This window comes from Megasphaera sp. UBA4233 (assembly GCF_002395615.1).
GTDB lineage: Bacteria > Bacillota > Negativicutes > Veillonellales > Megasphaeraceae > Megasphaera > Megasphaera hexanoica.
On record NZ_DGXL01000019.1, the window covers coordinates 153,364 to 179,571 of the forward strand.

A 26,208-nucleotide genomic window follows, 5' to 3' on the forward strand; every position below is an offset into this window, starting at 1 on the left:
AAGGACTTGTCGCTGACGACAAGTCCTTTTTGCAACGGTACGGCCATCCGGAGCTGGTACTTATGTGGAGACAATTTAGCATACCCATGTTTGAAAGTTTAGAATTATGCAATGAGAATAACAATTTTATATAACATATATAGATACGAGTATTGACACAGATGCAAGAGAGTAGTATGCTACATACAAGTAAAGACGATGAGGAGGTGATTCATATGGTGATAACTAAGATTTCCATAAAGGAACAGGTCTATGAATATCTGAAGTCATCGATCGTCCGGGGAACTCTTGTCCCGGACACAATTTATTCTGAACAGATGATTGCCGACGAATTGCAAGTATCGCGGACACCCGTACGGGAAGCGATACAACTCCTGAAGCATGAAAATCTGGTCGAAATTTACAGCAATCGCGGCTTTGGCGTCAAAGCTATTTCCTCAGCAGATATTGAAGAAATCATCGAGGCCCGCCTGGCTATTGAAGAATTCGGCATACGAAAACTCGTGCGTGATTACCGCTCTGAAAAAGGGCAGGAAGCATTGCATCAGCTGGAACGGTGCATCGAACAGACGAAGGAAGCGGCGGATTCACATCACCAGTATGAATTTTCCGAATCGGACGTAGCGTTTCACCGGCTGCTGGTCGCCTTTACAGAAAATCCGTACCTGATGCAGGTTTCTGACATGATCCATACGAAGCAGGAACAGGCAACGGTCCATTCGCTCCATGATGCCGACCGTATGGCGAAGGCCATCAGGGAACATGAACGTATTCTGACCTATCTGCATGCCGGAGATGAACCAGGTGCAGTCAGAGCGTTCGAAGAGCATATGCAGGTTACCAGGGAAATTCTGCATGCCGCTGAAACAGTAGCAGACAATTAAAATTTTAGTTATTATATTTGCTGGTCAAGGAGGTCATTATTATGTTAAAAGTAGGGTTTGTAGGTCTGGGAATCATGGGGAAACCGATGGTCATGAATATGTTGAAGGCCGGTATTGATGTTACCGTATCCGACTTGAAACAGGAACTGGTCGATGAAGTCGTCGCAGCCGGCGGCAAATCGGCCGCATCGGTCAAAGAACTGGCAAAAGGCAAAGATGCCGTATTTACCATTCTGCCGACGGCAGCTATCGTACAGGACGTCCTTACGAAAGAAGACGGCATTCTGGCCGGTGTCGATGCAGGTACGGTCGTCGTCGATTGCAGCTCCGTTTCTCCCATCGAATCGAAACAGTGCCGTGACCTGGCAGCTGCCAAGGACTGCCCCTTCCTCGATGCTCCCGTAAGTGGCGGCGAAGAAGGCGCCATCAACGGGACACTGGCATTTATGATTGGCGGAGATGAAAAAGCTGCTGAAAAAATCAAAGATGCCTTCGAAGCCATGGGCTCTAGCTGGATTGTCGTCGGTCCGACCGGCAGCGGTTCTGTCACGAAACTGGCTAATCAGATTATGGTCAATGTCAATATCTGCGCCGTCGCCGAAGCCCTGGTACTGGCCCAGAAAGCCGGTGCTGACCCGAAAAAAGTGTTCGAAGCTGTCCGCTGCGGACTGGCCGGCAGTACCGTTCTGGAAACAAAAGCGCCGAAGATGTTCAACCGCGATTTTAAAGCCGGCGGTACAATTAAAGTCAACCTGAAAGATATTACCAACGTCATGAATACAGCCCGCGATCTGCAGGTACCGCTCTTCCTGTCCGGAATCGTACAGCAGATCCAGCTCAGCCTTAAACAATCTGGCCACATCATGGACGATCATGCCGGTTACGTTCAGTTCTATGAACAGATTTCCGGTGTTACCGTTAAAACAGAAGAAAAATAAGGCGTGCAGAAGAGGAGACAATCATGGCAAAAGTATTAAAAGAAGAAGTATTCCGTACCCTTCCGGCCGTACAGGTAAATGAAGAAGAAATCACGAAAGAACTGCTGAAAGAATTACAGGAATTCCATAAAAAAATCGTCGTTCTCGATGATGATCCTACGGGAACACAGACAGTGCACGATATTTCCGTATATACGGAATGGACGGAAGATGCCCTGACCCAGGGGTTTGACGAAGCCAATTCGGAATTTTATGTACTGACTAACTCCCGGGCTTTCTCCCGCCAGCACACGACAGAAGTACATCAGACGATAGCACAGCGGGTATCGGCTATTGCCAAGAAGACCGGTAAGGATTTTATCGTCATCAGCCGCAGTGATTCTACGCTGCGCGGCCATTATCCACTGGAAACGCAGGTCCTCAAGGATACACTGGAAGCCAATGGCGCCCCGGTTATTGATGGGGAAGTCCTGATGCCCTTCTTTAAAGAAGGTGGCCGCTTCACTATTGGCAACGTTCATTACGTACAGGAAGGGGAATATCTGGTCCCGGCTAACGAAACGGAATTTGCCCAGGACAGCACCTTTGGCTATACGGCGGCGACCATGCCGGAATACATCGAAGAAAAAACGGGCGGTGCGTATAAGGCAGACAGCGTTACCTGCATTGCTCTGGAAGACCTGCGGGCCGGCAACATAGATAAAGTGGCGGCCCAGCTCGAAGCAGTCCATGATTTCAACAAAGTCATCGTCAACTGCACCGACTATATCGATGTCAAAGTATTTGCCCTGGCATTGCTTAAAGCGATGAAAGCGGGACGCCATTTCATGTTCCGTTCTGCGGCGGCTCTGACAAAAGTACTGGGCGGCGTGTCGGATAAACCGCTTCTGACGAAAGAAGAACTGGTCGTAGCCGGCAATACGAATGGCGGTCTCATCGTCATCGGCTCCCACGTCAAAAAGACGACCCAGCAGCTGGAAAAATTGAAAGAGCTGGATAATATTGATTTCATCGAATTCAATCATCTCATGGTTCTGGAAAGCGATGAAAAGCTGGAAGCAGAAATCCAGCGCGTCATCGATAAGACGGAAGATAACCTGAAAAAAGGTATTACGACAGCCGTCATGACCGGGCGAAAATTGCTGAAAATGGACACGAAAGAAGAATCTCTCCGCGTATCGGTCAAGATTTCTGACGCTCTGGTCAGCATCGTGACCCGCCTGTCCGTCCAGCCGAAATTCATCATTGCCAAAGGCGGCATTACGTCCAGTGATGTGGCAACCAAAGGCCTGTCCATCAAGAAAGCCCTGGTTCTCGGTCAGGTAGCTCCTGGTATCCCGGCATGGAAAGCAGGACAGGAAAGCAAATTCCCTGGCATGAGCTATGTCGTATTTCCGGGCAATGTCGGGGCTGTGACCACCCTGCGTGATGTCGTGGCCATGATGAACGCCTGAGATAGGAGCCTGTTATGCTTATCAATCTTCAGGACATGCTGCGTTACGCCGCAGAAAAAAATGTGGCTGTCCCTTCCTTTAATGTCTATAATGTAGAATCCGTCCAGGCTGTCTGGCAGGCAGCACAGAAAAAAGAGTCTCCCGTCATCATTGCGTTTGGCGAATCCTATGATAGTCATATGCCGATTGAGTCGGCAGCCGCTCTGATACAGTCGTATGTCCGCGATGCCCGGCTGCCGGTAGTACTTCATCTGGACCATTGCCGGAGTCAGCGGAATATCCTGCGCGCCTTACGGGCAGGATTTACGTCTGTCATGTTCGACGCGTCAGCAAAACCGCTGGCTGAGAATATTGAAGATACGAAGGCCATTGTTCGCCTGGCTCATGATCTCCATGTCAGTGTCGAAGGCGAATTAGGCTATATGAATGAAGAAGATGGCACAGGCAGTGTCGTCCCTGGTACAGGATATACGACGGTCACTGCAGCCCGCCAGTATGCGGAAGAAAGTGGTGTCGATGCCCTGGCCATAGCCATCGGGAATGCCCATGGCATTTATAAAGGGACGCCCAGTCTGGATCTGGACCGCCTCGATGATATCCGGAAGGCTGTTGCGGTGCCTCTGGTTCTCCATGGCAGTTCGGGAATTCCTGTACCGTTGTTGCAGGAAGCTATCCGACGGGGCATCCGCAAAATCAATGTGAATACGGAAGTATCGACGACAGGTATCCAGGCCGCCCGGGATTTCCTCGCCAGTCATATGGATCCCAATACACGCTTCGAAAAAATGACTAAAGCTGCTGAAACGGCGATGAGTCAGGTCGTAGAGACGTATATGGATATTTGTGCGTTGAAAAAATAATCACAGTACACGAACAGGCGCTGTCTTCATGGGACAGCGCCTGTTAACTATGAAATCTTCCGTCCGGGCATTCTTCCGTGCTCCATTTTCCATTTCTCTGCCCAGGGTATTCACCTCCTCAGAAGTATTTTTTGTTAACGATTGCGCGCGAAATCTGGCACGAATTAAGTATATCATAAAAGCAGAACAAATGTTTTATCTATGATGCTGTAATGGAGAAGATGAAAGTCAGGCATACTGGGCTGAATTGATTATTGCATGCTTGCATAGCATAACTCGTCTTGTTTTTATATAGTTTACTCATACTTTACATTACTGATTGACAATTTTTTTCTAAGGTTTATAATAAATTTATGAAAAGAAAGAAATCATATATTTAGTTATCTTATTTATCAATCAGTATCCTAGTACTGTAGAATTGATTCCCAGAAATGCTATGTTTCTATTGTCAGAACAGGAGACAGCTTCTTTAGATTCCGCCCCCCGTTTTCAACGTATCAAACAGAAAACATCCTGAGAACCAAAGGAGAGGAAGTGTAATCATGAACGCACTGAAAAAAGCTGTGCCACTGCTGACAACGGTTGTTATTATCGGACTGGCTGCTGCAGTTATTTATTTTGAATAAGCAATAAAACGGACTGTCTGTAAAGACGGTCCGTTTTTTGATTTTAGATGCAGTAGCAGCAATGGCTTTGTTTCTTTTATTTCCATCGATACTTTCAATTTACATCCATATAACATACCATGCGCCGGAGAGGGGAAGCTCCGGCGCATGGTATGTCTACATGAAAAAACGCGGCATGGGACGTATCCTATGCCGCGTTTTTTTACTTATTTATTGCTGTCAGCGATGCATTCGTTCAGATCTGCAATCAGAGCGTCTACGTCAATGCCGTGTGCGCCGGCACCTTCGCCGATTGTTTCGAAGTGAGCGGCCATGCAGCCGATGCATCCGAGACCATAAGCCTGGAATATCTGCACAATCTGCGGATATTTCTGGACAGCTTCGATGATACCTGTGTCTTTGGTAATAACTGGCATGTGAATTCCTCCTTAAAAATTCTATTCCGAACGTTTTGAAAGAACTCCGGACTGGATTCATTATATCATACTTTATCTCCTTTGACAGGTGGTAAATGCAACGAAAATAGAGAAAATTTTGATTTTTTATAACGATGATGATGTAGAGACGGTAGATTTCATAACAGTGTATGTGCATTGTATATTATAATTATTTATCTATATATAATATTTTTATAAGAATATATCATTTTATGACAAAGTTAAACGTAAAACGTAAACATAAGGGATAGAGTTTAATAGCTACTAGTTAGTATTAAAACAAAATAGTGTAGTAATATGGTTCTTATTTTTTTATTATTTATACGATTATTAGAAAAAATACAACGGTATATTAGATATTTGTCCTGCTGAAATACTACTTATTCATGGATTATGATTATTATATCATTATTATTTTATATTTATATTATATTTAGTTTACCAATAAAATAAACAAAATGATGTTTGACCCTAACCCCAGATTGAGGTTTAAAATAATGATGCTTTTTTACAATAATATGACAAATATATTGTAAGCGTAAACGATAAAGAATTTTATATCACAAATCTATAAATAAGATGGGAGGCTTTATGAACAAAATTTACAAGGTCATTTGGAGTAAAGTACGGAATTGTTATATCGTCGTATCAGAACTGGCGAAAAGCCATGACGACGGCCATGTACGTTGCAGCCGCAGAGGATGTTGTCGAAAAGCCACTGTTCTGGCAGCCTTTGTCCTGACGACATCGCTAGCGGCAGTGCCGGTTTGGGCAGCGGATAGTCAAGGAAATATTACTAATAATAAGACATCTACAATGATTGGCAGTAATACTACTAATAATAATAAAAATAGTGTTATCTATGGGTCAGGAAATACTGTTGATAATTCGGAAAATGCTGTCGTAGTAGGTAACGGAAATAAAGGCAATACGAACAGTGTGGTCATAGGCAATGGAGCGCAGAGCAATGCGAACGGACAGATTGTTATTGGCAGAGGTAAGGCCAGTGGAGATGCCGTTGGTAGCATTGTTATCGGAAATAATGAAACGATAGCCAATACCTCTCAATCTGTACTCATAGGCAATGATGCAAAAGCTAATGGTTCTGGCCAAGGGATTGTTGTCATCGGTAATGGTGCTATGGCAGATAGTAGTGCTGCAGGGTATACTGACAATGAGAAATACACTCCAGCGGGAATCGTTTTAGGTGAATATTCTTATAGCAATACGCGAGCTGGAAAAGAGGGCTATTTGAGTAATAATAAAGGTAAACCTTCGACAGCACTTACTGATGAATACTGGAATGCAGTATGGAAAGCTACGGCCAATCCAATGGCTATTGGTAATGCAGATACCGATGCGAATGGTAAAGGAGAAGGACATAATGGGCATGGTGTCTTAACTCGGCAAATTACAGGCGTGGCAGCGGGTACCGATTTGACCGATGCTGTCAACGTGGCTCAGCTACAAGCAGCGATAGCCCAATTTAGTGGTGGCGGAAGCGGAACCGGTGGCAGCGGCGTCCACGATTACAGCGTGAATTCAGTGGATACAGCCAACGATAACAACTACAACAATACCGGTGCCACAGGGAACAATGCCCTGGCTGCGGGAGTCAATGCCTCGGCAACGGGCGAAAATGCCGTAGCCATCGGTACCGGAGCCAAAGCGGATGGTGCAGGCGCTACGGTCATCGGCCAGTATGGCACAGCTTCCGGCCGCTATGCGTTGGCCTTTGGAGGCCAACAGACGGACAATACGGCTCCAGCAGCCAACAATCAAGCCATCGGAGATAATTCAGTGGCCTTCGGGGAACGGAGTAAGGCCAGCGGCAGCAATTCCACGGCCTTCGGGCAGGGAACCCAGGCCACGGAAAAGAGGGCCACGGCTTTTGGCCAGCGGACCCAGGCGACCCAATCCAATGCCACGGCTTTTGGTATCGATACCCTGGCTTCCGGGCAGAACGCTACGGCCTTCGGCAATTTGACCCAGGCAACCGCAATTGGGGCGACAGCCTTTGGCAACAAGAACCAGGCAACAGGGCAGTATGCTACAGCCTGGGGCGGCGGAGACAAAGTTGTTGACAAGGGGGATGGGACTACGTCCAAAATAGGTACCGTAGCCAGCGGCACCTATGCCACGGCCTTTGGGGAGCGGACGGAAGCCAGTGGGGAAAGTGCCACCGCTTTCGGCAGCGATTCTACCGCCAGCGGGAAAAATGCCCTGGCCTTTGGGGAAAACTCCACTGCTGCAGGAGAAAATTCTGTAGCAGCTTTGGGCGGTACCACAGCCCAGAACGCAGCGAATGCGGCTGCCATCGGCAAAGATGCCCAGGCCAAACTGGCGGACAGTGTGGCACTGGGCAGTGGAGCTGTAGCTGATCGGCAGAGCGGTACCAAAGGGTATGATGCAGCCACCGGGGCAGAATCCACTCAAACATCTGCCACCTGGGTCGCCAACGCTAATGCCATTGCTGTGGGCAACGGCAGTACCCTGACCCGCCAGATCACCGGAGTGGCAGCCGGTTCCCAGGATACGGACGCGGTGAACCTGGCACAGCTGAAAGAAGTGGGTAAACTGGCAGGAAAACACACCACCGTTTCCGTAGGGGGCCAGAAAGCCACGGCTGATGATACCCTTGTGAAAGGCGGCAATCTGGAGCTGAAACGCAAGATCACCGACGGTCAGGCTAATTACGACGTGGCCCTGAGCAAGGATGTGGTCCTGGGCGAACAGGAAGAACACAAAGGCGGCAGTCTGGTAGTAAACAGCGTGGCCCAGTTCCGGACGGCTCCGGGTTCCAAAGAGACCTATCCGGTGAGAGAAGCCGTCAAGATCGACGGGACCACCGTTTCCGTGGTGAAGAACGACGGGACCAATGACCAGCGCCAGGTAGTCCTGGGCGTGGGCCAGGATGTGGGCGGCTATGTGGCTCTGTTCGAAAAGACGGGCAAGACGCCTACCTATATCTTTAATGCCATCAGTTCCGGCATCACCTACCTGAAGGACGGCAAGGAATATCCGGCTGACGAAGCCAATGAATTCAACCGGCTGGAATACGGGGATATCACCAACGGCTCTACTCAGTTCATCGCTACCCTGGATGATGGGCTGAAGTTCAGCGGCGATCAGGGAACCACTTCAGCCGTGAAGCTGAACCAGAAGCTTACCGTTACTGGCGGAGAAACCAACCCGGATAATCTGGCTCTGGCAACGGCCAACAACATCGGTGTGGTTTCCAGCCAGGATGGGGACAATGGAAAACTGGAAATCAAACTGAACAAGGACCTCACCGGCCTCAATACGGTCACGGCCGGTGCGGCCAAAATCGGCTACAGCGCTGATGGCGTACTGCCTACGGTTAAGAATGGCTCGCCCACCGGCGGTCATGCAGCAGCCGGGGACTATGTAACGGGCTTGACCAACAAAGAATGGACCGTTAAAGACCCCACCTACGTGAGCGGACGGGCCGCTACGGAAGATGAACTGCAGGTCGTCTCCGATGCGGTGAGCGGCAATACCACCAAGATTACCAATAACACGACCCAAATTACCAACAATACCAATACCATTGCCAAAGGCCTGAGCTTCACCACCAACACCAAGGATGCTTCTAACACCAGCGAAAACTACAAGGGCTACAAAGTAGTAAAACGCAATCTGGGAGATACCATCGCCATCAAGGCCAGCGATGAAACCGGCGGCCACGACTACAGCACGGCCAACTTGACGACCCGCATTGCCGAAAACGGCGACATCTCCATCCTCATGGATGAAAAACCCACCTTTACTACCGTGACCACCGGCGATGTGATCTATACAGGCAATCCTGATAAGACAGATAATAACGACAAAGCGGCCCAGGCGGACACCAGCGTCCATTATGGGGATAAGACCCTGACGGACGGTCAGAATATCACTACGTCTGATCATGAAACCAAGTCCACCCGTCTGGGGTACAAAGATGCTCAGGATAAACGCCACGATATCGCCACCCTGGATGACGGTCAGATCTATGCCGGGGATATCACCAGCGATGGGAAACTGGATGAAAACGGCTTTGCCCGGACCATGAACCAGAAGACTACCATCAACGGCGGTGTGACCAATAAGGACAACCTCACCGACAACAACATCGGCGTGGTTTCCAACGGCACCGACACCCTGACGGTGAAACTGGCCAAGGACCTGAAAGACCTGACTTCTGTCACCACGGGCAAGACCGTCCAGAATGATAGCGGCATTACGATTACCAACGATGCCAATGATGAAACCAAGAACGTGGTCATCAACGGGGATAAGATTTCCTTTGGTGGCAATCAGGTCACCAATATGGACAGTGGTATTAATAAGGTTACTAACCAGTACGATATCATTACCAACGGGGCCAATATCGGCGATGTGAAGAATATTGCCAACAGCACCACGGAGGCAGCCAAACTCACCGGCGGTTCCAATATTACTGTCACCTATAATGACCAGACAGCTGACGGCAAGAATACGGTAAAACTCAACGACAGCATCACCCTGGGTAGCGATGCCGACAAGAAAGTCACCATTGACGGCACGGAAGGCACCATCACCGCTGGCGACAAGGTCAGCCTGGATGGCAGCACCGGCAAGGGCACCATCGGCGGCGTGACCATCGGCAACCAGACCGGCGTCACTACCACTAAAACAGATGGAGACAAGGCCAAGACGGAAGAAGGTACCTTCGTAACCGGCTTGACCAATACCACCTGGAACCCCGATACCAACGGTATCGTCAGCGGCCGGGCGGCTACGGAAGACCAGCTCAAGACTGTATCCGATACGGTCAATGCCGGCTGGGAACTGGATGTCAATGGCACAAAGCAGAAAGCTGTGACGCCGACGAGTCCGAAAGTCAACTTTGTGCAGGGGCAAAACATTACCATTTCTGGCAGCGGCGACAACGTCACCGTGGCCACGGAGGATGATGTGCGTTTTGCCAGCGTCCGTGTAGGCGGAGATGCGGACGGCAAAGGCGGATATACCGGCGGTATTGTCATCGGCAAGCAGAGCGGCCTGAAAGCAGATGGTAAACCCAGTGCCAATCCCAATGTGGATTACTACATTACGGGCCTCAAGAATACCAATTGGGACAGCGAAAAGATCCAGAGCGGCCGGGCGGCTACAGAAGATCAGCTGAAAATCGTAGCCGATGAAATCAAAAATGGCACCGTAGCCGGCGATGTATTCGTCACCGGGGGCGGAATCAAGTACAACGGGGAACATGACGCCAGTGATACCACCAGTGTCAACGATGGAAAGGGCAGCTTGAAACTGACTCTGAAAAATCAGGATGAGCCGCTTTCTATTGATGGTCTCCATGATTACTATGCTGCCAGCGGTACTGTTTCTGCAGACGGAAAGACACTTACCATTGCCCGCAACGAAAAGGATGCAGAAGGGAACCCGGTCACATTTGACGTGGATTTGACCAATCTCCTGAACAAGGAAAAACACCTGATTGCCAATCCGGCCGATGGCAGCCAGGGAGTCTACAAAGTCAATGAACAGGGTGAAGTGACCCTGCAAGTACAGGATGCGGCCGGCAATAATACGCCGGTGACCATTTCCGGATTGGATGGAGTCAAGGGCTTGAACTTCGATGCCAATACGAAAAAGACATCCGATGGTAAGGTCCATAATGTGAAACTGGGCGGAACCATCAAAGTCCAGGGCGTTGATCCCGTCACCGGCCATGACTACAGTGCAGACAACGTGACCACCGAAGTGGACGATAATGGCAACATCACCATCAAGCTAGATAAAGCCCTGACGGCTGACACGGTGATGGTCAACGGCAAAGATGGCAGAGATGGCCAGATTGGCCTGAATGGCAAGGATGGTAAAGATGGTACGGTGACCACTATCATCCGGACTATCGGTAAGAATGGCACGGATGGCACCGATGGAAAACCTGGTGTCAACGGCACTGACGGTATCACCCGTATTGTCTATCAGGATGGGAAAGATGGAGAACCGGGCACTACGACCCATACGGTAGCTACCTTGGATGATGGCTTGAAATTCGGGGCTAACCATCCGATGGCCGAGAATGGGGACAACCCGGTAGGGAACACGCTGAACAGTACCATCAACATTAAAGGTGCCGGCACCAAGACGCTTGACCAGTATTCCGGCAAGAACCTGGTTACCTCTGTTGAACAGGATGACGAGGGCAACACCACTATTAACGTACTTATGGATAAAAACATCTCTGCTGACGGTGTGACCGTCGGTCAGGCGGGCCGTGACGGCAAGGATGGCTTGGCCGGTACCATCGGTATCAATGGAAAGGATGGGAAGGACGGTATCACCACCACCCTCATCCGCACCGAAAAAGGCCAGCCGGGGAAAGACGGCACCAACGGCAAGCCCGGGGTGGCCGGCACGGACATCACCCGGATCGTCTACCAGAACGGACAGGACGGCACCGATGGGAAAGACATCCATACGGTCGCTACCTTGGAGGACGGCCTGAAATTCGCCGGGGACGACGGGCAAAACGATACCACGAAAGTCATCAGCAAGAAGCTCAACGAGCAGCTGGATATCATCGGGGGAGCCTCCCTGGACAGCCTGACGGATAACAACATCGGGGTGAAGAACAAGGACGGCAAGCTCTACATCCAGCTGGCCAAACATGTCAATCTGGATGATGGTACGCTCAAGGCCGGAGACGCCAAGATGGGAGCCTTCAGCAATACGGACCTTACCACCAACAAGGGCAATCATCCTGTAGCCGGCAGCTATGCAACGGGCCTTTCCAACAAGGACTGGAGCGTAACGGATCCGGAATACGTGAGCGGCCGGGCGGCTACGGAAGACCAGCTGGCTAAGCTTTCTCAGACCATCACCGACAGCAATACCGTACGTACGGATTATCAGCTGGTCCGGAATCCCAATACGGGTGACGGCAGTTATACCGCTACCAATGGAGAACTGACACTGACGGTCCGGGATACGGAACATACCAATGATCCCAAGTATCCGGACAAGACCATCACCATCAAGGACATCGCATCCAAGACGAAGGTGGACGAAGCCTACGATCGGACCGTGAAGTACGACATGAAAGACGGGAAGGTGGACAAGACCCACGTGACCTTTGAAGCTGCGGACGAAGCAGGGAATCCTCTGGATACCCAGGTGAGCCATATGGCCAGCGGGGCTTCGGAAATCACTGATGATGGGAATGGCAACAAGACCTATACCTACAATGCGGACAACAATGCCGCAAACATCGGGGATGTGAAGCGCCTGGCAGCTGAGACCGACCTGCACTACAGCGGGGATACGGGCACAGGCACCAGTCCGCTGAAGGAAGCGGTTGCTTTCAACGGCACGGAGGGCCAGATCGTCACCACGGCGGAAAACGGTAAAGTCACCTTCAAACTGGCAGATGATCTGATGACCCAGACCATCACCGTCACCGGCAAAGATGGGAAAGGCGGCCAGCCGGGGACACCGGGCCATATCGGCATTGACGGAAGAGACGGTCAGTCCGGCATCGGCATCGATGGCAAAGACGGGATCTCTATCAAAGGCCAGAATGGCAAAGATGGAGTGATCCTCAAAGGCATCGACGGCAAAGATGGCGTGGACGGCGCCGAAGGCCATATCGGCCTCAACGGCAAAGACGGCATGGTGGATATCTGGACGAAGCCGGGCAGACCTGGGGTCGACGGCAAGGATGGGGAAACCATGACCCGCATCGTCTACAAGGATCCAGCTGGCCAGGAACATCAGGGGGCAACCCTCGATGACGGCTTGAAATTCCATGGCGACAGCGGGGATGTAGTGACCCGCAAGCTGAACACCCAGCTGGATGTACTGGGCGGCCAGACCGATACGGCGAAACTGACGGCCACTACGGATGGCAATATCGGCGTGGTTTCCACGAAAGCAGCGAATGAACAATCCAACGGTAAAATGGAAATCCGCCTGGCCAAGGAACTGAAGGGCCTTACCAGCGTACAGGCCGGAGATACCACTGTGGACAGCAACGGCCTGAAGATTGAAAATGCTGGGAAAGATGGCAAGAGTACCATTACCATCAACAAGACTACCGTTTCCATTGCGGGGAATCAGATTACCAACATGGGCAGCGGCCTGGGCAACACTTACACTACAGCCGGTGACAACAACGGCGCCAATATCGGCGATGTGAAACAGATTGCCGATGGACGCCGGACTACCGTAAAATCTACCGACGGCAGTGTCTCTGTAGTGGATAAGAATGCCGATGACCCCAATGCTACCAGCCATGACTATGACCTGTCCGTTGATACTTCGAAAGTGGCGGGAGCTGTAGACCTGAAATACAAGGGCGACAACAACACCCAGGGCAGCAACAAGCTCAGCGAAGCAGTTACCTTCAGCGGCACGGCCAATCAGATTGTTACCGAAGCCACCAATGGCAAAGTCACCTTCAAGCTGGCAGATGACCTGACGACCCAAACCATCACGGCTAACGGGAAGAATGGCAATGACGGCCAGATTGGACTCACCGGCAAGGACGGGGCTGACGGCAAGGTGACTACCATCATCAAGACGGTGGGAGCCAAAGGGACCGACGGCAAGGATGGTATCCCTGGCGTGGACGGCCAGCCTGGCAAGGACGGCATCACACGCCTCATCTATCAGGATAGCAAGGACGGAGAATCCGGTACGACTACTCATGTAGTGGCTACTCTGGACGACGGCCTGAAGTTCGTAGGGAACGACGGCAAAGTGGTTGCCCGGAAGCTCAATGACATCCTGTCCCTCAAAGGTGGCATCGATGATCCGGAGGTACTGGCTGACAAGAGCCGGGTATCCCGCCGGAACCTGGGTGTCCGCCAGAATACAGCAGAAGATGGTTTGGAAATCGTCATGACCAGCCGGCCGGATTTCGAAGCCATCACCGTAGGTCCTGACGGCGGTGATTCTGCTCATAAGATCACCATCGGCCAGCAGGACAATCAGGCTGGCAACCCCAATCCCACCAAAGGCAACTACATCACCGGTCTGGACAATACCCAGTGGGATGCTGGCCATGTGGTGGCAGACCGGGCCGCAACGGAAGGCCAGCTGAGTCAGGCCATCACGGATATTTCCGGTAAAGAAAAAGGTGGTTTTGGCCTGGCCGATGAAAAAGGCGGCACCGTGAAGAAAGAACTGGGCGGCACCATTGCCGTCAAGGGCGATGGCAAGAATATCGAAACTAAGGTGAAAGGCGATGCTCTGGAAGTATCCCTGAAGAAAGATGTGGACCTGGGCAAAGAGGGCAGCCTTAAAGCTGGGAATACAACCATCAACAACGATGGAGTAGAAACCAACAAGGTGAAAGTCGGTGATATTACCATTACGGATCAGGGTATCAACGGCGGATCCAAGCAGATCACCAACATCGCCAGTGGTCTTGACAGCACAAAGCATTATGCTGATCCCGTTGACAACAACGCGGCCAGCATCGGCGATGTGAAACAGATTGCCGGAGATGAAGCCGGCAAGGCGGCTGAGGCGGTCAAGTCCAAGAGCGGCAAGAACATCACCGTGAAGGACGACCATACGGTGAATCTGAATGACCACATCACACTGGGTGATGATCAGGACAAGACCAAACAAGTTGTCATCGATGGCAACGGGGCCAAAGTCACGGCTGGTGACGGGGCCAATAAAGTCACCGTAGATGGCTCTAAAGGTCAGGTAACCATCGGTTCCGGAGACAAGACCCTGACCTTGGGCCAACAAGCCAATACAGCTGGCGACAGCAACCCGGCAGAAGGCAATTACCTGAATGGCCTGGACAATACTAAATGGGATGGAGAACACATCCAGAGTGGCCGTGCCGCTACGGAAGATCAGCTGAAGACCGTAAGCGACAAGGTGAACAGCGGCCGCGTATTCCAGGGCGATGATGGGAAAGAAGTCAAAGTAGGCATGGGCGATACCCTGAAAATCCAGGGTGGCGTCAAAGCGGAAGATGTCAGCAAAGAAAACAATATTGGCATCGTCAAAGGTGCTGATGATACGCTGAACATCCGTTTGGCTAAAGACCTCAAAGGTCTGGACAGTGTGACTACGGGCAACACGACTATTGACAACGGTGGCCTTACCGTCAAGACTGGCGACAGCAGCCATCAGGACATCACCATCAAACAGGGCAACGTCAACATGGGCGGCAACAAGATTGAAGGCGTCGCACCGGGTGCGGTGACACCGGATTCGACCGATGCCGTCAATGGCAGCCAGCTCTATGCCGCAGGCCAGGCTATTTCCAACCTGGGCGGAGCCGTGAATAAACTGGGAACCCGCGTAGACCGCGTCGGTGCCGGATCGGCGGCTTTGGCAGCTCTCCATCCGCTGGACTTCGACCCCGATGACAAGTGGGACTTTGCCGCAGGCTACGGTCATTACCGTGGTGCCAATGCGGCGGCTGTCGGAGCGTACTACCGGCCGAACGAAGACACCATGTTCAGTATCGGTGGATCCTTTGGCGGCGGAGAAAACATGTTCAATGCCGGCGTCAGCATCAAACTGGGACAGGGCAATCACCTTTCCACATCCCGCGTAGCTATGGCAAAAGAAATCAAAGATTTGCGGGAAAATGTAGCCCAGCTCAATCAGATTGTCAATCGCCAGAGTGCGCTCATAGAAAAACTGACCAGCGTGGATACCGGATCGATACAGGATAAAGGAAATGACTTATTCCCCGATGTGCCGGAAAACCACTGGGCTTATGAATATGTGTCCAAACTGGCCAAAGCGGGAATCCTCAAGGGGTATCCTGATGGGAACTTCGCCGGTGACCGCATGATGACACGCTATGAATTTGCTGCTATCGTCTATCGGGCTATCACCATGGGAGCCGCATCGGATCCCAGCCTGAATCAGGATGGTACCTTAGGAAAACTGGCAAAAGAATTTAACCAGGAACTGAAATTCATCCGAATCGACACCATCCACCACGATGCTCAGGGGGAACCGACAGTACAGCGCGTACGCGTTCAAGATACAACGAAATAAAGGTACGATGATTAGTTAGAAAAGGCTTGGAGACTTCCGCGGGAAGGTCTTCAGGCCTTTTTCTATTTGCAGCAAAGTGGATCAGATACAATCAATTAGTAATTATTATACCGATATAATATTTTTATTGCAATTCATTATTTTATGGTATAGTTAAACGTAAAACGTAGATATAAAGAATAGAGTTCAAAAACTTTTTGATTTATATAGAGCGGTGGAGATAAAAAAGTAAAATTGTCATATATTGTCATTTCTTATAGAGATGTTAGAAAATAGACTATAACGAGAGCTTTATTCCCATTTGGTACAGCTTATTGATAGAGCGTAATTATTATAATGTTATTTTTATAGCATAAATACATATATGAATACGGAAACATTATGTTGTTTGACTCATATCAGAGATTAAGGTTTAAAATAGTAATGATTTTTACAATATTATGGTAATTATATTGTAAATGATATGATACAAAAGATAGGGAATTGAATATCTGTAAATGAGGGTGGGGACTTTATGAACAAAATTTACAAAGTCATTTACAACAAAGTAAGAAATTGTTATGTCGTCGTATCGGAACTGGCTAAGAGCCATGGAAAAGAACAGTCACAGCGGATGCACAGCGGGAGCCGGATTTGTGCATTGACATTGGCCATTACTCTCTGTCTGTCGTCCTATGCTCTGGCGACGGAGCCAGTAGATCTGGGTAATAGCGGTATCGCAACCTATGATGCGCAGGGAAATCTCATTATTGGGAAAGACACCGTTGCAGAAGGAGCAAATGCTAAGGGTCAAAACAATACCACTATCGGCACCAACACGGATACCTTGAGGCCCAATCAGAAAGAAGAGGAAAACGGGCAGCCTCTGGCAGATGCCAATACGAAACTGGTGGATGGAGAGGGCCAGGCCCATCCTCTGGATATTTCTACCGAATCCGGAGGGGCCACGGCCATCGGCTACAAAAGCCATGCCGAAGGAGACAGCTCCACCGCCATCGGAAATGAAGCCAAGATTACTGACAAACCCGTCATCTATTATGCTGATGCAGATGGGAACAAGACCGCCGATGCAGGCAAGGCCGCCTGGTACAAGGATAAGGACGGCAAACCTACCACGGTGCCCCAGGTATTCCGGGATGGGGATGGGAATAAGACCAGTACTCCCCAGTATGTCCACACCTATACGGAAAAGAATCCGGATACCGGGGAAGAAGTGACCAAGACGGAAATCACCAGCGATGTTTCCCTGGCAGATAAAGATACCCAGGGCAAACCGGTCTATCACTACACAAAAGAAGACAATGCGGATTCCCTTTATGCTGTGACTTTATACCAGTCGGCGGACAATTCCATCGCTGCGGGCACCAAAGTGACGGCCAATGGCAGCAATGCCGTAGCGGTGGGGTATAATACCACGGCTAACAATTCGGCGGTGGCCATCGGGGATACGGCTGTGGCTTCCGGAGAAAATACCATTGCTCTGGGCAAGGAAACCCTGGCCAGTGCAGAAGGAGCCATTGCCCTGGGGAAAGGGTCCCAGGCAGACCGTTCCGGCGGCGTCACTGGCTGGGATCCCAAGACCGGCACGGCCTCCACAAAGAGCGACGTGGCCTGGCAGTCCGGGGAAGGGGCCCTTTCCATTGGCAATGGCGGTGCCAGCCGTCAGATTACCAATGTGGCCGCCGGCAGTGAAGACAGCGACGCCGTGAACCTGGCCCAGCTGAAAAATGCCATGACCCATTACTACAGCGTCAAGACCACGGAAGCTACGGATGCAGCCGGGGGCAACAACTACCTGAACGATGGCGCCACCGGGGACAATGCCCTGGCCGCCGGGGTCAGTGCTGTGGCAACAGGAGATAGGGCTACGGCTGTGGGTACAAATACCTATGCTTCCGGTACGAACGCTTCTGCGTATGGATACCGGGCTGTGGCCAGCGGTTTGAACAGTGTGGCCATCGGTTCCGGGACCAGCGCCCAGCAGGAAGGCTCTGTGGCTGTAGGCGGTCATACCCAGGGATCTCATGCGGTGCAGGTAGGAACCGATTCCACGGCCCAAAGTAATTATTCGGTAGCTGTTGGTGGTCATGCTAAAGGAGAATATTCTGTAGAAGTTGGGTATGGATCCACTGCCCAGGGATCTTATTCCACTTCTATAGGCGGCCATGCCATCGGAAAGAATTCCATTGCCATCGGTTCAGAGATGCAGGGTAAATCTAGCAATCCTGCCAGTGCTGGAGGGGATAACTCCATTGCCATCGGAGGCCACACCACCAACACCAACGATATTGCCATCGGGGCCGGTTCCTCGACCAGTGGCGGTCAGGCCATCGCCGTAGGCGGTTCGGCCACGGGCGGGCAGGCAGTTTCCATAGGCGGTGTTGCCACAAATTCTCAGGCAACGGCCGTAGGCAATGGTTCCGCAGCTACTGGTTCCCAGAGTACGGCTGTGGGTGGCCACGCTGGTAACGTGTATTCTACTGCAGTAGGCCAGGGGGCCAATGCTACCTATGCCTATACCACGGCGGTAGGCAACAACTCGACGGCTTCAGGAGACCATTCCACGGCCCTGGGCTATGGGACTTCTGCCCAGGGAAGTAATACTACGGCCATTGGCGGGGCCAATGCCAATGGGACGAATTTAACGGTTATTGGGAATAATTCTACGGCCGGTGATTCTTACTGGGACAATATTTCTAATTCCACTGCCATCGGCGGCGCCCACATCAGTGCCAGCGATGCGGCAGCCATCGGTTCCAATGCTACCGTGAATGGACAATATGGCGTGGCTTTGGGCCACAATTCCAATGTATCATATGCAAGTACCGGCGTAGGGGAAGGGACCAAAGCCTCCAATACGGGCACGGCTGTAGGCTATGGGGCCCAGTCTTCCGGCTATCAATCTGCTGCGGTGGGAGCAAGTTCCAACGCTACGGGACAAAATGCAGTCTCTTTGGGCGGAGGCGGAGCCTGGGGGGATTACAGCATTGCCCTGGGATCTGGCGCCGGGACCAATGCTCACGCCATTGCTCTGGGCCAGAAAAGCGGGGCCTGGGGAGAAAACGCCATTGCCATCGGGGAAGAGACCAATGCCTGGCGGGCCAATTCCATCGTATTGGGGAAAAATTCCAAATCCGGTGCTGACAAGAACGTCGAAGGCTATGACCCGCTGACAGGAATGGCTTCTGAAGACAAATCAGCGGCCTGGTACTCTACCGACGAAGCCGTTTCCTTCGGTCGGGCGGAAGAACGGGATGACGATGACAACATCACAGCCTCCGCCATTACCCGTCAGCTGAACAATCTGGCTGCTGGTACTCTCGATACGGATGCTGTCAACGTGGCCCAGCTGAAAGCCGCTACCCAGAAGGTCAATATGCATGACTACAGCGTCTGGTCTCCCGATACGGAAACAGATACCAACTACACTAATGGAGGCGCTATAGCCAAGAATTCCATGGCAGCCGGAGTCAGCGCTGGAGCCAGTGGCGAAAACGCCGTAGCCATCGGCTATGGCGCCAAAGCGGAAGGCAAGGGCGCCACGGTCATCGGCCAGTATGGCAAAGCCACTGGCCGCTATGCCCTGGCCTTTGGCGGTCAGCAGACCGATACCACCGCCGAGCAGGCCGACAATGTGGCCAGCGGGGATAATGCCCTGTCCTTCGGCGAACGGACCACGGCCAGCGGTACCAATTCCACCGCCTTTGGCTGGCAGACCAGGGCTGTAGAGAAACGGGCCACTGCCTTTGGAGAGCGCACCACCGCATCCGGTGCCAACGCTACGGCCTTTGGTCAGCTGGCAACAGCTTCCGGACAGAACTCCGTCGCCTTTGGCAATGAAGCGGTAGCTAACAACTACGGTTCCACCGCCTTTGGCAACCGTACGGAAGCCTTAGGTGAATATTCCACCGCTTTCGGCAACAGCACCGTAGCAGCCGGCATGAATACGGCCGCTTTTGGCACCGATAACGTAGCCGGCGCTGTGCTGGACGACAACGGTGCCTATACAAATATTATCTATCAGACAAATCTCAAGAATGGCCGCGTTGTCAAAGATACAAATGGCAATCCCATCGAGCTTTCCCGTGAAAAGATGGACGCCCGCGGCAACCTGGCCTATCTGGATGGCAGCGGCCATACAAAATCCGTAACCTACACCATTCCTGGAGGGGAAACCCACAGCTACGTATTGCTTCAGGGAACGGATGGCAATACCTATATCCGTGACTACCGCGGTAATATCCGCTCTGCCACCATCGGGACAGACGGTACGGTAACGGTAGGAAACACGGCCTCTGCGGATGTGACACTGAAACAGGCCACCGCCGGGGCCAATGGCTATCATATCCTGAGCAATGCCAATGCCACCGTCTGGGGCGAAAACAGCATTGCTTCCGGCGAAGCCTCCACTGCATTTGGCGTTAGCTCCATCGCCGCCGCCAAGAACTCCCTGGCCGCCCTAGGCGGCACAGTCGCAGAGTCAGCCACCAATGCCGCCGCCATCGGAAATGGGGCCCAGGCCAAATTGGCAGACAGCGTGGCTCTGGGCAGCGGGGCTGTGGCCAACCGTTCCGGCGGTTCCAAGGGGTACGATGTGCTGACTGGAAATGCCACTACAGAGGCTTCTGCGGCCTGGGTTGCCAATGCCAACGCCATTGCCATCGGCAACGACACGGAAGGCAGCCTCCTGACCCGCCAGATCACTGGTGTGGCGGCCGGTTCCCTGGATACAGATGCCGTCAACGTGGCCCAGCTGAAAGCGGCAGGCCTCGGCTTCACCACCAACACCAAGGATGCTTCCAATACCACGGACAACTACAAAGGCTACAAGGTGGTCAGCCGGAAACTGGGGGACACCATTGCCATCAAGGCCAGCGATGAAACTGACAACCACAGATACAGCACGAAGAATCTGACCACCCGCATTGCGGAAAATGGCGATATTTCCATCCTCATGGATGAAAATCCTGCCTTTACGTCCGTGACCACCAGTGATGTGATTTTTGCCGGCAATCCGGACCTGACGGACAAGGACGGCAAGGCAGCCAAGGCGGACACCAATGTCCATTACGGCGCCAAGACCCTGACCGACAGCCAGAACATCACCACGTCCGGCAATGACCCGGCGGCTACCCGTCTCCACTATAAGGACGAACAGGGCCATACCTATGAACTGGCCACCATGGACGACGGCCAAATCTACGCCGGCGACATCAAGGACGACGGCACGCCGGACACCGCCGGCTTTGGCCGCAAGATGAATGAAAAGACCACCATCAACGGCGGCGTGACCAATAAGGACAGCCTCACCGACGGAAACATCGGTGTGGTCTCCAACGGCACCGATACCCTGACGGTGAAACTGGCCAAGGACCTGAAGGATTTGACCTCCGTCACCACCGGCAAGACCGTCATGGATGATAGCGGCATCAAGATTACCAACGATGCAGCCGATGAAACAAAGAATGTGGTCATTAACGGCGATAAGATTTCCTACGGCGGCAATCAGGTCACCAACATGGGCAGCGGTGCGGACGGCACGGCTGATGGCAAACCGACCTACAACACGGATACCAACGGCGCCAATATCGGCGATGTGAAGAATATCGCCAGCAGCACCGTTCAGCCAGTCATCGATACGGTGAACAAGGGATGGGAACTGGAAGTGGACGGAACCAAGCGGAAAGATGTGACGCCCACCAGCCGTGTGGTGAACCTTGCGGCTGGCCAGAACATCGAACTGGGAGGCACCGGGGATACGGTGACTATTGCCACCGCCGACGATGTGCGGTTCAACACTGTACGGACAGGCGGAGATGCGGACGGCCAAGGCGGATATACCGGCGGTATCGTGATTGGCAAGCAGTCTGGGGGAGACAGTGCCAACCCGGATGAAAATGATTACATTACAGGGCTAAAGAATATCAACTGGGACAGCAACAAAATCCAGAGCGGCCGTGCGGCTACGGAAGATCAGCTGAAAAAAGTCGCGGACGACATTAAGCAGGGTACCGTTGCCGGTGATGTATACGTTACTGGCGGGGAAGTGGCCTATCATACGGATGGCGGTAGCGACAATGGTCAGCCTACGGTCAATGATGGTACGGGAAAACTTACCCTGACAGAAAACAATAAGACCTCAAAGATTGAAATCACTGGCCTTCACGACTATTATGTGACAAATGGAACGGTAACTGATGATGGGAAGACACTGGAACTGACCCGGAATGACAGGGATGAAAATGGGAATCCCCAAAAGATTTCCATCGATTTGGGCAATGTACTGAAACATGATCTCCATCTGGTGCAGAACCCGGCAGCTGGTTCTAATGGAAAGTACACGGTTGATACGAAAACTGGTACAGTGACTCTGAAGGTCCAGAATGGGGATGGAACGGATGCCAGCGACATCACCATCGGTGGCTTCGAAGAACTGGGGAAAGGTCTCAAGTTCGGCGCCAACCAGAAGGGGCGGAAAGCGGTTCCAACCCGGTGACCAACCAGCTGGGCAGCACCATCAACATCACCGGTGCTGGGGATAAAACACTGGATAAATACTCCGGCAAAAACCTGCTGACTTCTGTGGAACAGGATGCAGAAGGCAACACCACCATCCATGTGCTCATGGACAAGAATATTTCCGCGGACAGCGTAGTGGTAGGCCAGGAAGGTAAAGCTGGGAAAGACGGCAAGGATGGGTACATCGGCATCAACGGCAAAGACGGTGCTGATGGCATCACGACCACCCTTATCCGCACCGAAAAGGGCCAGACAGGTGCTGATGGCAAGAACGGCAAACCTGGCGTGGATGGCACGGACATCACCCGCATCGTTTACCAGAACGGCCAGGACGGCACCGACGGGAAGGATACTCATACGGTAGCCACCTTGGATGATGGTCTGAAGTTCGCCGGGGATGACGGCCAGAATGATGCTTCAAAAGTCATCACCAGGAAACTCAATGAACGGCTGGATATCGTAGGGAAAGCCAAAGGTGATCTGACGGATGCCAATATCGGTGTGACAAAAGATGATAATGGCAAGCTCTACATCCAGCTGGCCAAACATGTAAATCTGGATGATGGTACCCTGCAGGCGGGAGATGCCAAGATTGGTCACTTCACCAATACGGAACTGACCACCAACAAGGGCAACCATCCTGTTGATGGCAACTATACGATCGGTCTGTCCAATAAGGACTGGAGTGTAACGGATCCAGATTATGTCAGTGGCCGGGCTGCTACGGAAGACCAGCTGGCCAAAGTCAGCGAAGCTATCAACAATGCCACTACGGTCGCCGGCAAGCGTACGGTGGTCACGGTCAATGACAAATCGAATCCGGCAACAGCTGATCCGGGAGCCAATGCCTATGGGGAATATGATACCCAGAATGGCAATCTGATGATTGCGGCCAGGAGAGACAGCGATGGAGTGCTGACCTACAACATCAAGCTCAATGACAAATTGAATCTGGGGAAAGATGGAGCTGACGGCCAGGAAGGCACCCTTGGTCTGACCGGCAAGGATGGTCTGCCGGGAGCCGACGGCAAGCAGGGATACAGCACCACCATCATCAGGACGGAAAAAGGACAGGCAGGAAAAGACGGTAAGACCGGTAAGGAAAACCTTGCCGGGACCGATATGACACGCATTGTCTATACCGATAAGGATGGCGGCACCCCCCAGACCGTGGCTACCCTGGATGACGGCCTGAAGTTCGTGGGCAATGACGGGAAGGAAGTCGCTAAAAAGCTCAATTCCACCCTGTCCCTTACAGGCGGCATCACCGATGGGGATGCACTGAAAAAGGCATCCGGCAGGAACCTGGGCGTTCGCAGCAATGAAGAGGGCGATGGCCTGGAAATCGTCATGACCGATACGCCGGACTTCACCAAAGTCACGGTGGGCGAAGGTACGGATACGAATTCCAAAATCACCATCGGCAACCAGACCGTTACTGGCAAAAAGTCGGATGGCAGCACTGCAGATCAGCCGCAGACCGGAAACTACATCACCGGCCTGGACAACAAGGCCTGGGACAAAGACAATATTGTGGAAAACCGCGCCGCCACAGAAGGCCAGCTGAGCCAGGCCATTGGCGAAATCAAGGGCGCTGAAAAGGGCGGATTCGGTCTAGCAGATGAAACGGGTAATACTGTGAAGAAAGACCTGGGGCAGACGGTGACCGTCAAGGGTGATGGAAAGAACATCCAGACGAAAGTCAATGGCGATGCTCTGGAAGTCTCTTTGAAGAAGGATGTGGACCTGGGAACCGATGGCAGTGTGAAAGCCGGGAACACCACCATCAATCAAGATGGAGTGGATACCAACAAGGTGAAAGTGGGTGGCATCACCATTACGGATCAGGGTATCAACGGCGGATCCAAGCAGATCACCAATATCGCCAGCGGCATCGACGGGAAACAGTATACCGATGCCGGCGACAACAATGCCGCCAGCATCGGGGATGTGAAGCAGCTGGCCAAGGATGAAGCGAAGGCTTCTGAGGCCAGGAGCGGCAAGAACATCACCGTGAAGGATGACCATACGGTGAACCTGAATGATGATATTACCCTTGGCAATGATGCCACCAAACAGGTTAGCGTCAAAGGCTCTGAGGGCCAGGTGACCATCGGTTCCGGAGACAAGACCCTGACCCTGGGCCAACAGGCCAATGGGGCTGGGGACAACAACCCGGCCACGGGCAATTTCCTGAATGGCCTGAACAATCGGAACTGGGATGGTGAACACATCCAGAACGGCCGGGCCGCCACGGAAGACCAGCTGAAGACTGTCAGCGACAAGGTGGACAGCGGCCGGGTATTCCAGGGCGATGATGGCCAGAATGTCACTGTAGGCCTGGGCGATACCCTGAAGATCCAGGGCGGCGCCAAGGATGTAAGCAGTGATAACAATATCGGTATCGTCAAAGGCGCCGATGATACGCTGAACGTCCGTCTGGCTAAGGATCTGACCGGCCTCACCAGCGTGACCACCGGGGGCACCACCATCAACAACAGCGGGCTGACCGTCAAGACCGGCGACAGCACCCATCAGGATATCACCATCCAGCAGGGTGATGTCAATATGGGCGGCAACAAGATTGAAGGCGTTGCACCGGGCAAAATCAGCAAGGACTCGACCGATGCCGTCAACGGCAGCCAACTCTATGCGGCCGATCAGGCTATTTCCTATCTGGGCGGGACTGTGAATAAGCTGGGAACCCGCGTAGACCGCGTCGGTGCCGGCTCGGCGGCTTTGGCAGCTCTCCATCCGCTGGACTTCGACCCCGATGACAAGTGGGACTTTGCCGCAGGCTATGGGCATTACCGGGGAGCCAATGCGGCAGCTGTCGGAGCGTACTACCGCCCCAACGAAGACACTATGTTCAGTATCGGCGGATCCTTCGGCGGCGGGGAAAACATGTTCAATGCCGGCGTCAGCATCAAACTGGGACAGGGCAATCACATTTCCACGTCCCGCGTAGCCATGGCAAAGGAAATGGAAGCCATGCGCCGCCATATGGCCGAACAGGATGCCCTCATTGCCAAACTGGAAAGCATGCACGGCATGGCGGAAGGTCCGGAAAAGAGTGCCCTCTTCCCTGATGTGGCAGAAAACCACTGGGCGTACCAGTATGTGACGACACTGGCTAAGAAAGGGATTCTTGAAGGGTATCCCGATGGCGAATTCAAAGGGGACCGCATGATGACCCGCTACGAATTTGCAGCCATCGTATACCGCATCGTTGAAAGCGGTGTGGGAAGCACGGATCCGGAACTGAGTAAACTGGTCAGAGAATTTTCACCGGAACTCCAGTACATCCGGATCGACACGATCCATCGCGACGATAAAGGTCAGCCGACGGTACAGCGTGTCCGCGTCAAAGACAGAAAATAGAATGTACGCAAATAAACGGAGCAGTCTGACAGACTCATTTGTCTGCCGGATTGCTCCGTTTTACTTTTATCC

Annotated in this window: 8 protein-coding genes; 7 read left to right on the forward strand and 1 reads right to left on the reverse strand. The window is 52.2% G+C overall.

Annotated features, from left to right (window positions below):
- Positions 1-215 precede the first annotated feature (215 nt).
- Genes B2U90_RS05640 through B2U90_RS05655 form a run of 4 tightly spaced genes read left to right on the forward strand, consistent with a single transcriptional unit; the run spans position 216 to position 4,136 of the window.
- On the forward strand, positions 216-884 hold the full coding sequence (locus B2U90_RS05640; protein ID WP_159897780.1) for a GntR family transcriptional regulator: 669 nt from the start codon (positions 216-218) through the stop codon (positions 882-884).
- A gap of 41 nt (positions 885-925) precedes the next feature.
- The gene (locus B2U90_RS05645; RefSeq protein ID WP_075581271.1) at positions 926-1,822 is read left to right on the forward strand and encodes an NAD(P)-binding domain-containing protein; all 897 of its coding nucleotides are present in this window, start codon (positions 926-928) and stop codon (positions 1,820-1,822) included.
- 23 nt (positions 1,823-1,845) lie between these two features.
- Positions 1,846-3,276 (forward strand): four-carbon acid sugar kinase family protein, encoded by a 1,431-nt coding sequence (locus B2U90_RS05650; RefSeq protein WP_113855658.1) that lies wholly within the window; start codon positions 1,846-1,848, stop codon positions 3,274-3,276.
- Between the two features lie 14 nt (positions 3,277-3,290).
- Positions 3,291-4,136: a class II fructose-bisphosphate aldolase gene (locus B2U90_RS05655; protein ID WP_059075328.1), complete on the forward strand. Its 846-nt coding sequence runs from the start codon at positions 3,291-3,293 to the stop codon at positions 4,134-4,136.
- Between the two features lie 832 nt (positions 4,137-4,968).
- Here the strand turns inward: B2U90_RS05655 and B2U90_RS05660 are convergent.
- Entirely contained in the window at positions 4,969-5,178 is a 210-nt protein-coding gene (locus B2U90_RS05660) for a DUF1858 domain-containing protein (protein WP_059075327.1), read from the reverse strand.
- 612 nt (positions 5,179-5,790) lie between these two features.
- Here B2U90_RS05660 and B2U90_RS05665 point away from each other — a divergent pair.
- From B2U90_RS05665 to B2U90_RS05675, 3 genes are all read left to right on the forward strand, one after another.
- Entirely contained in the window at positions 5,791-16,236 is a 10,446-nt protein-coding gene (locus B2U90_RS05665) for an ESPR-type extended signal peptide-containing protein (RefSeq protein ID WP_292017322.1), read from the forward strand.
- 514 nt (positions 16,237-16,750) lie between these two features.
- Positions 16,751-22,732, forward strand: coding sequence for an ESPR-type extended signal peptide-containing protein (locus B2U90_RS05670; RefSeq protein ID WP_292017323.1), 5,982 nt, complete (start codon positions 16,751-16,753; stop codon positions 22,730-22,732).
- Positions 22,729-26,136: an S-layer homology domain-containing protein gene (locus tag B2U90_RS05675; protein ID WP_292017326.1), complete on the forward strand. Its 3,408-nt coding sequence runs from the start codon at positions 22,729-22,731 to the stop codon at positions 26,134-26,136. The genes B2U90_RS05670 and B2U90_RS05675 overlap by 4 nt, the downstream gene beginning before the upstream one ends.
- Positions 26,137-26,208: the final 72 nt, after the last annotated feature.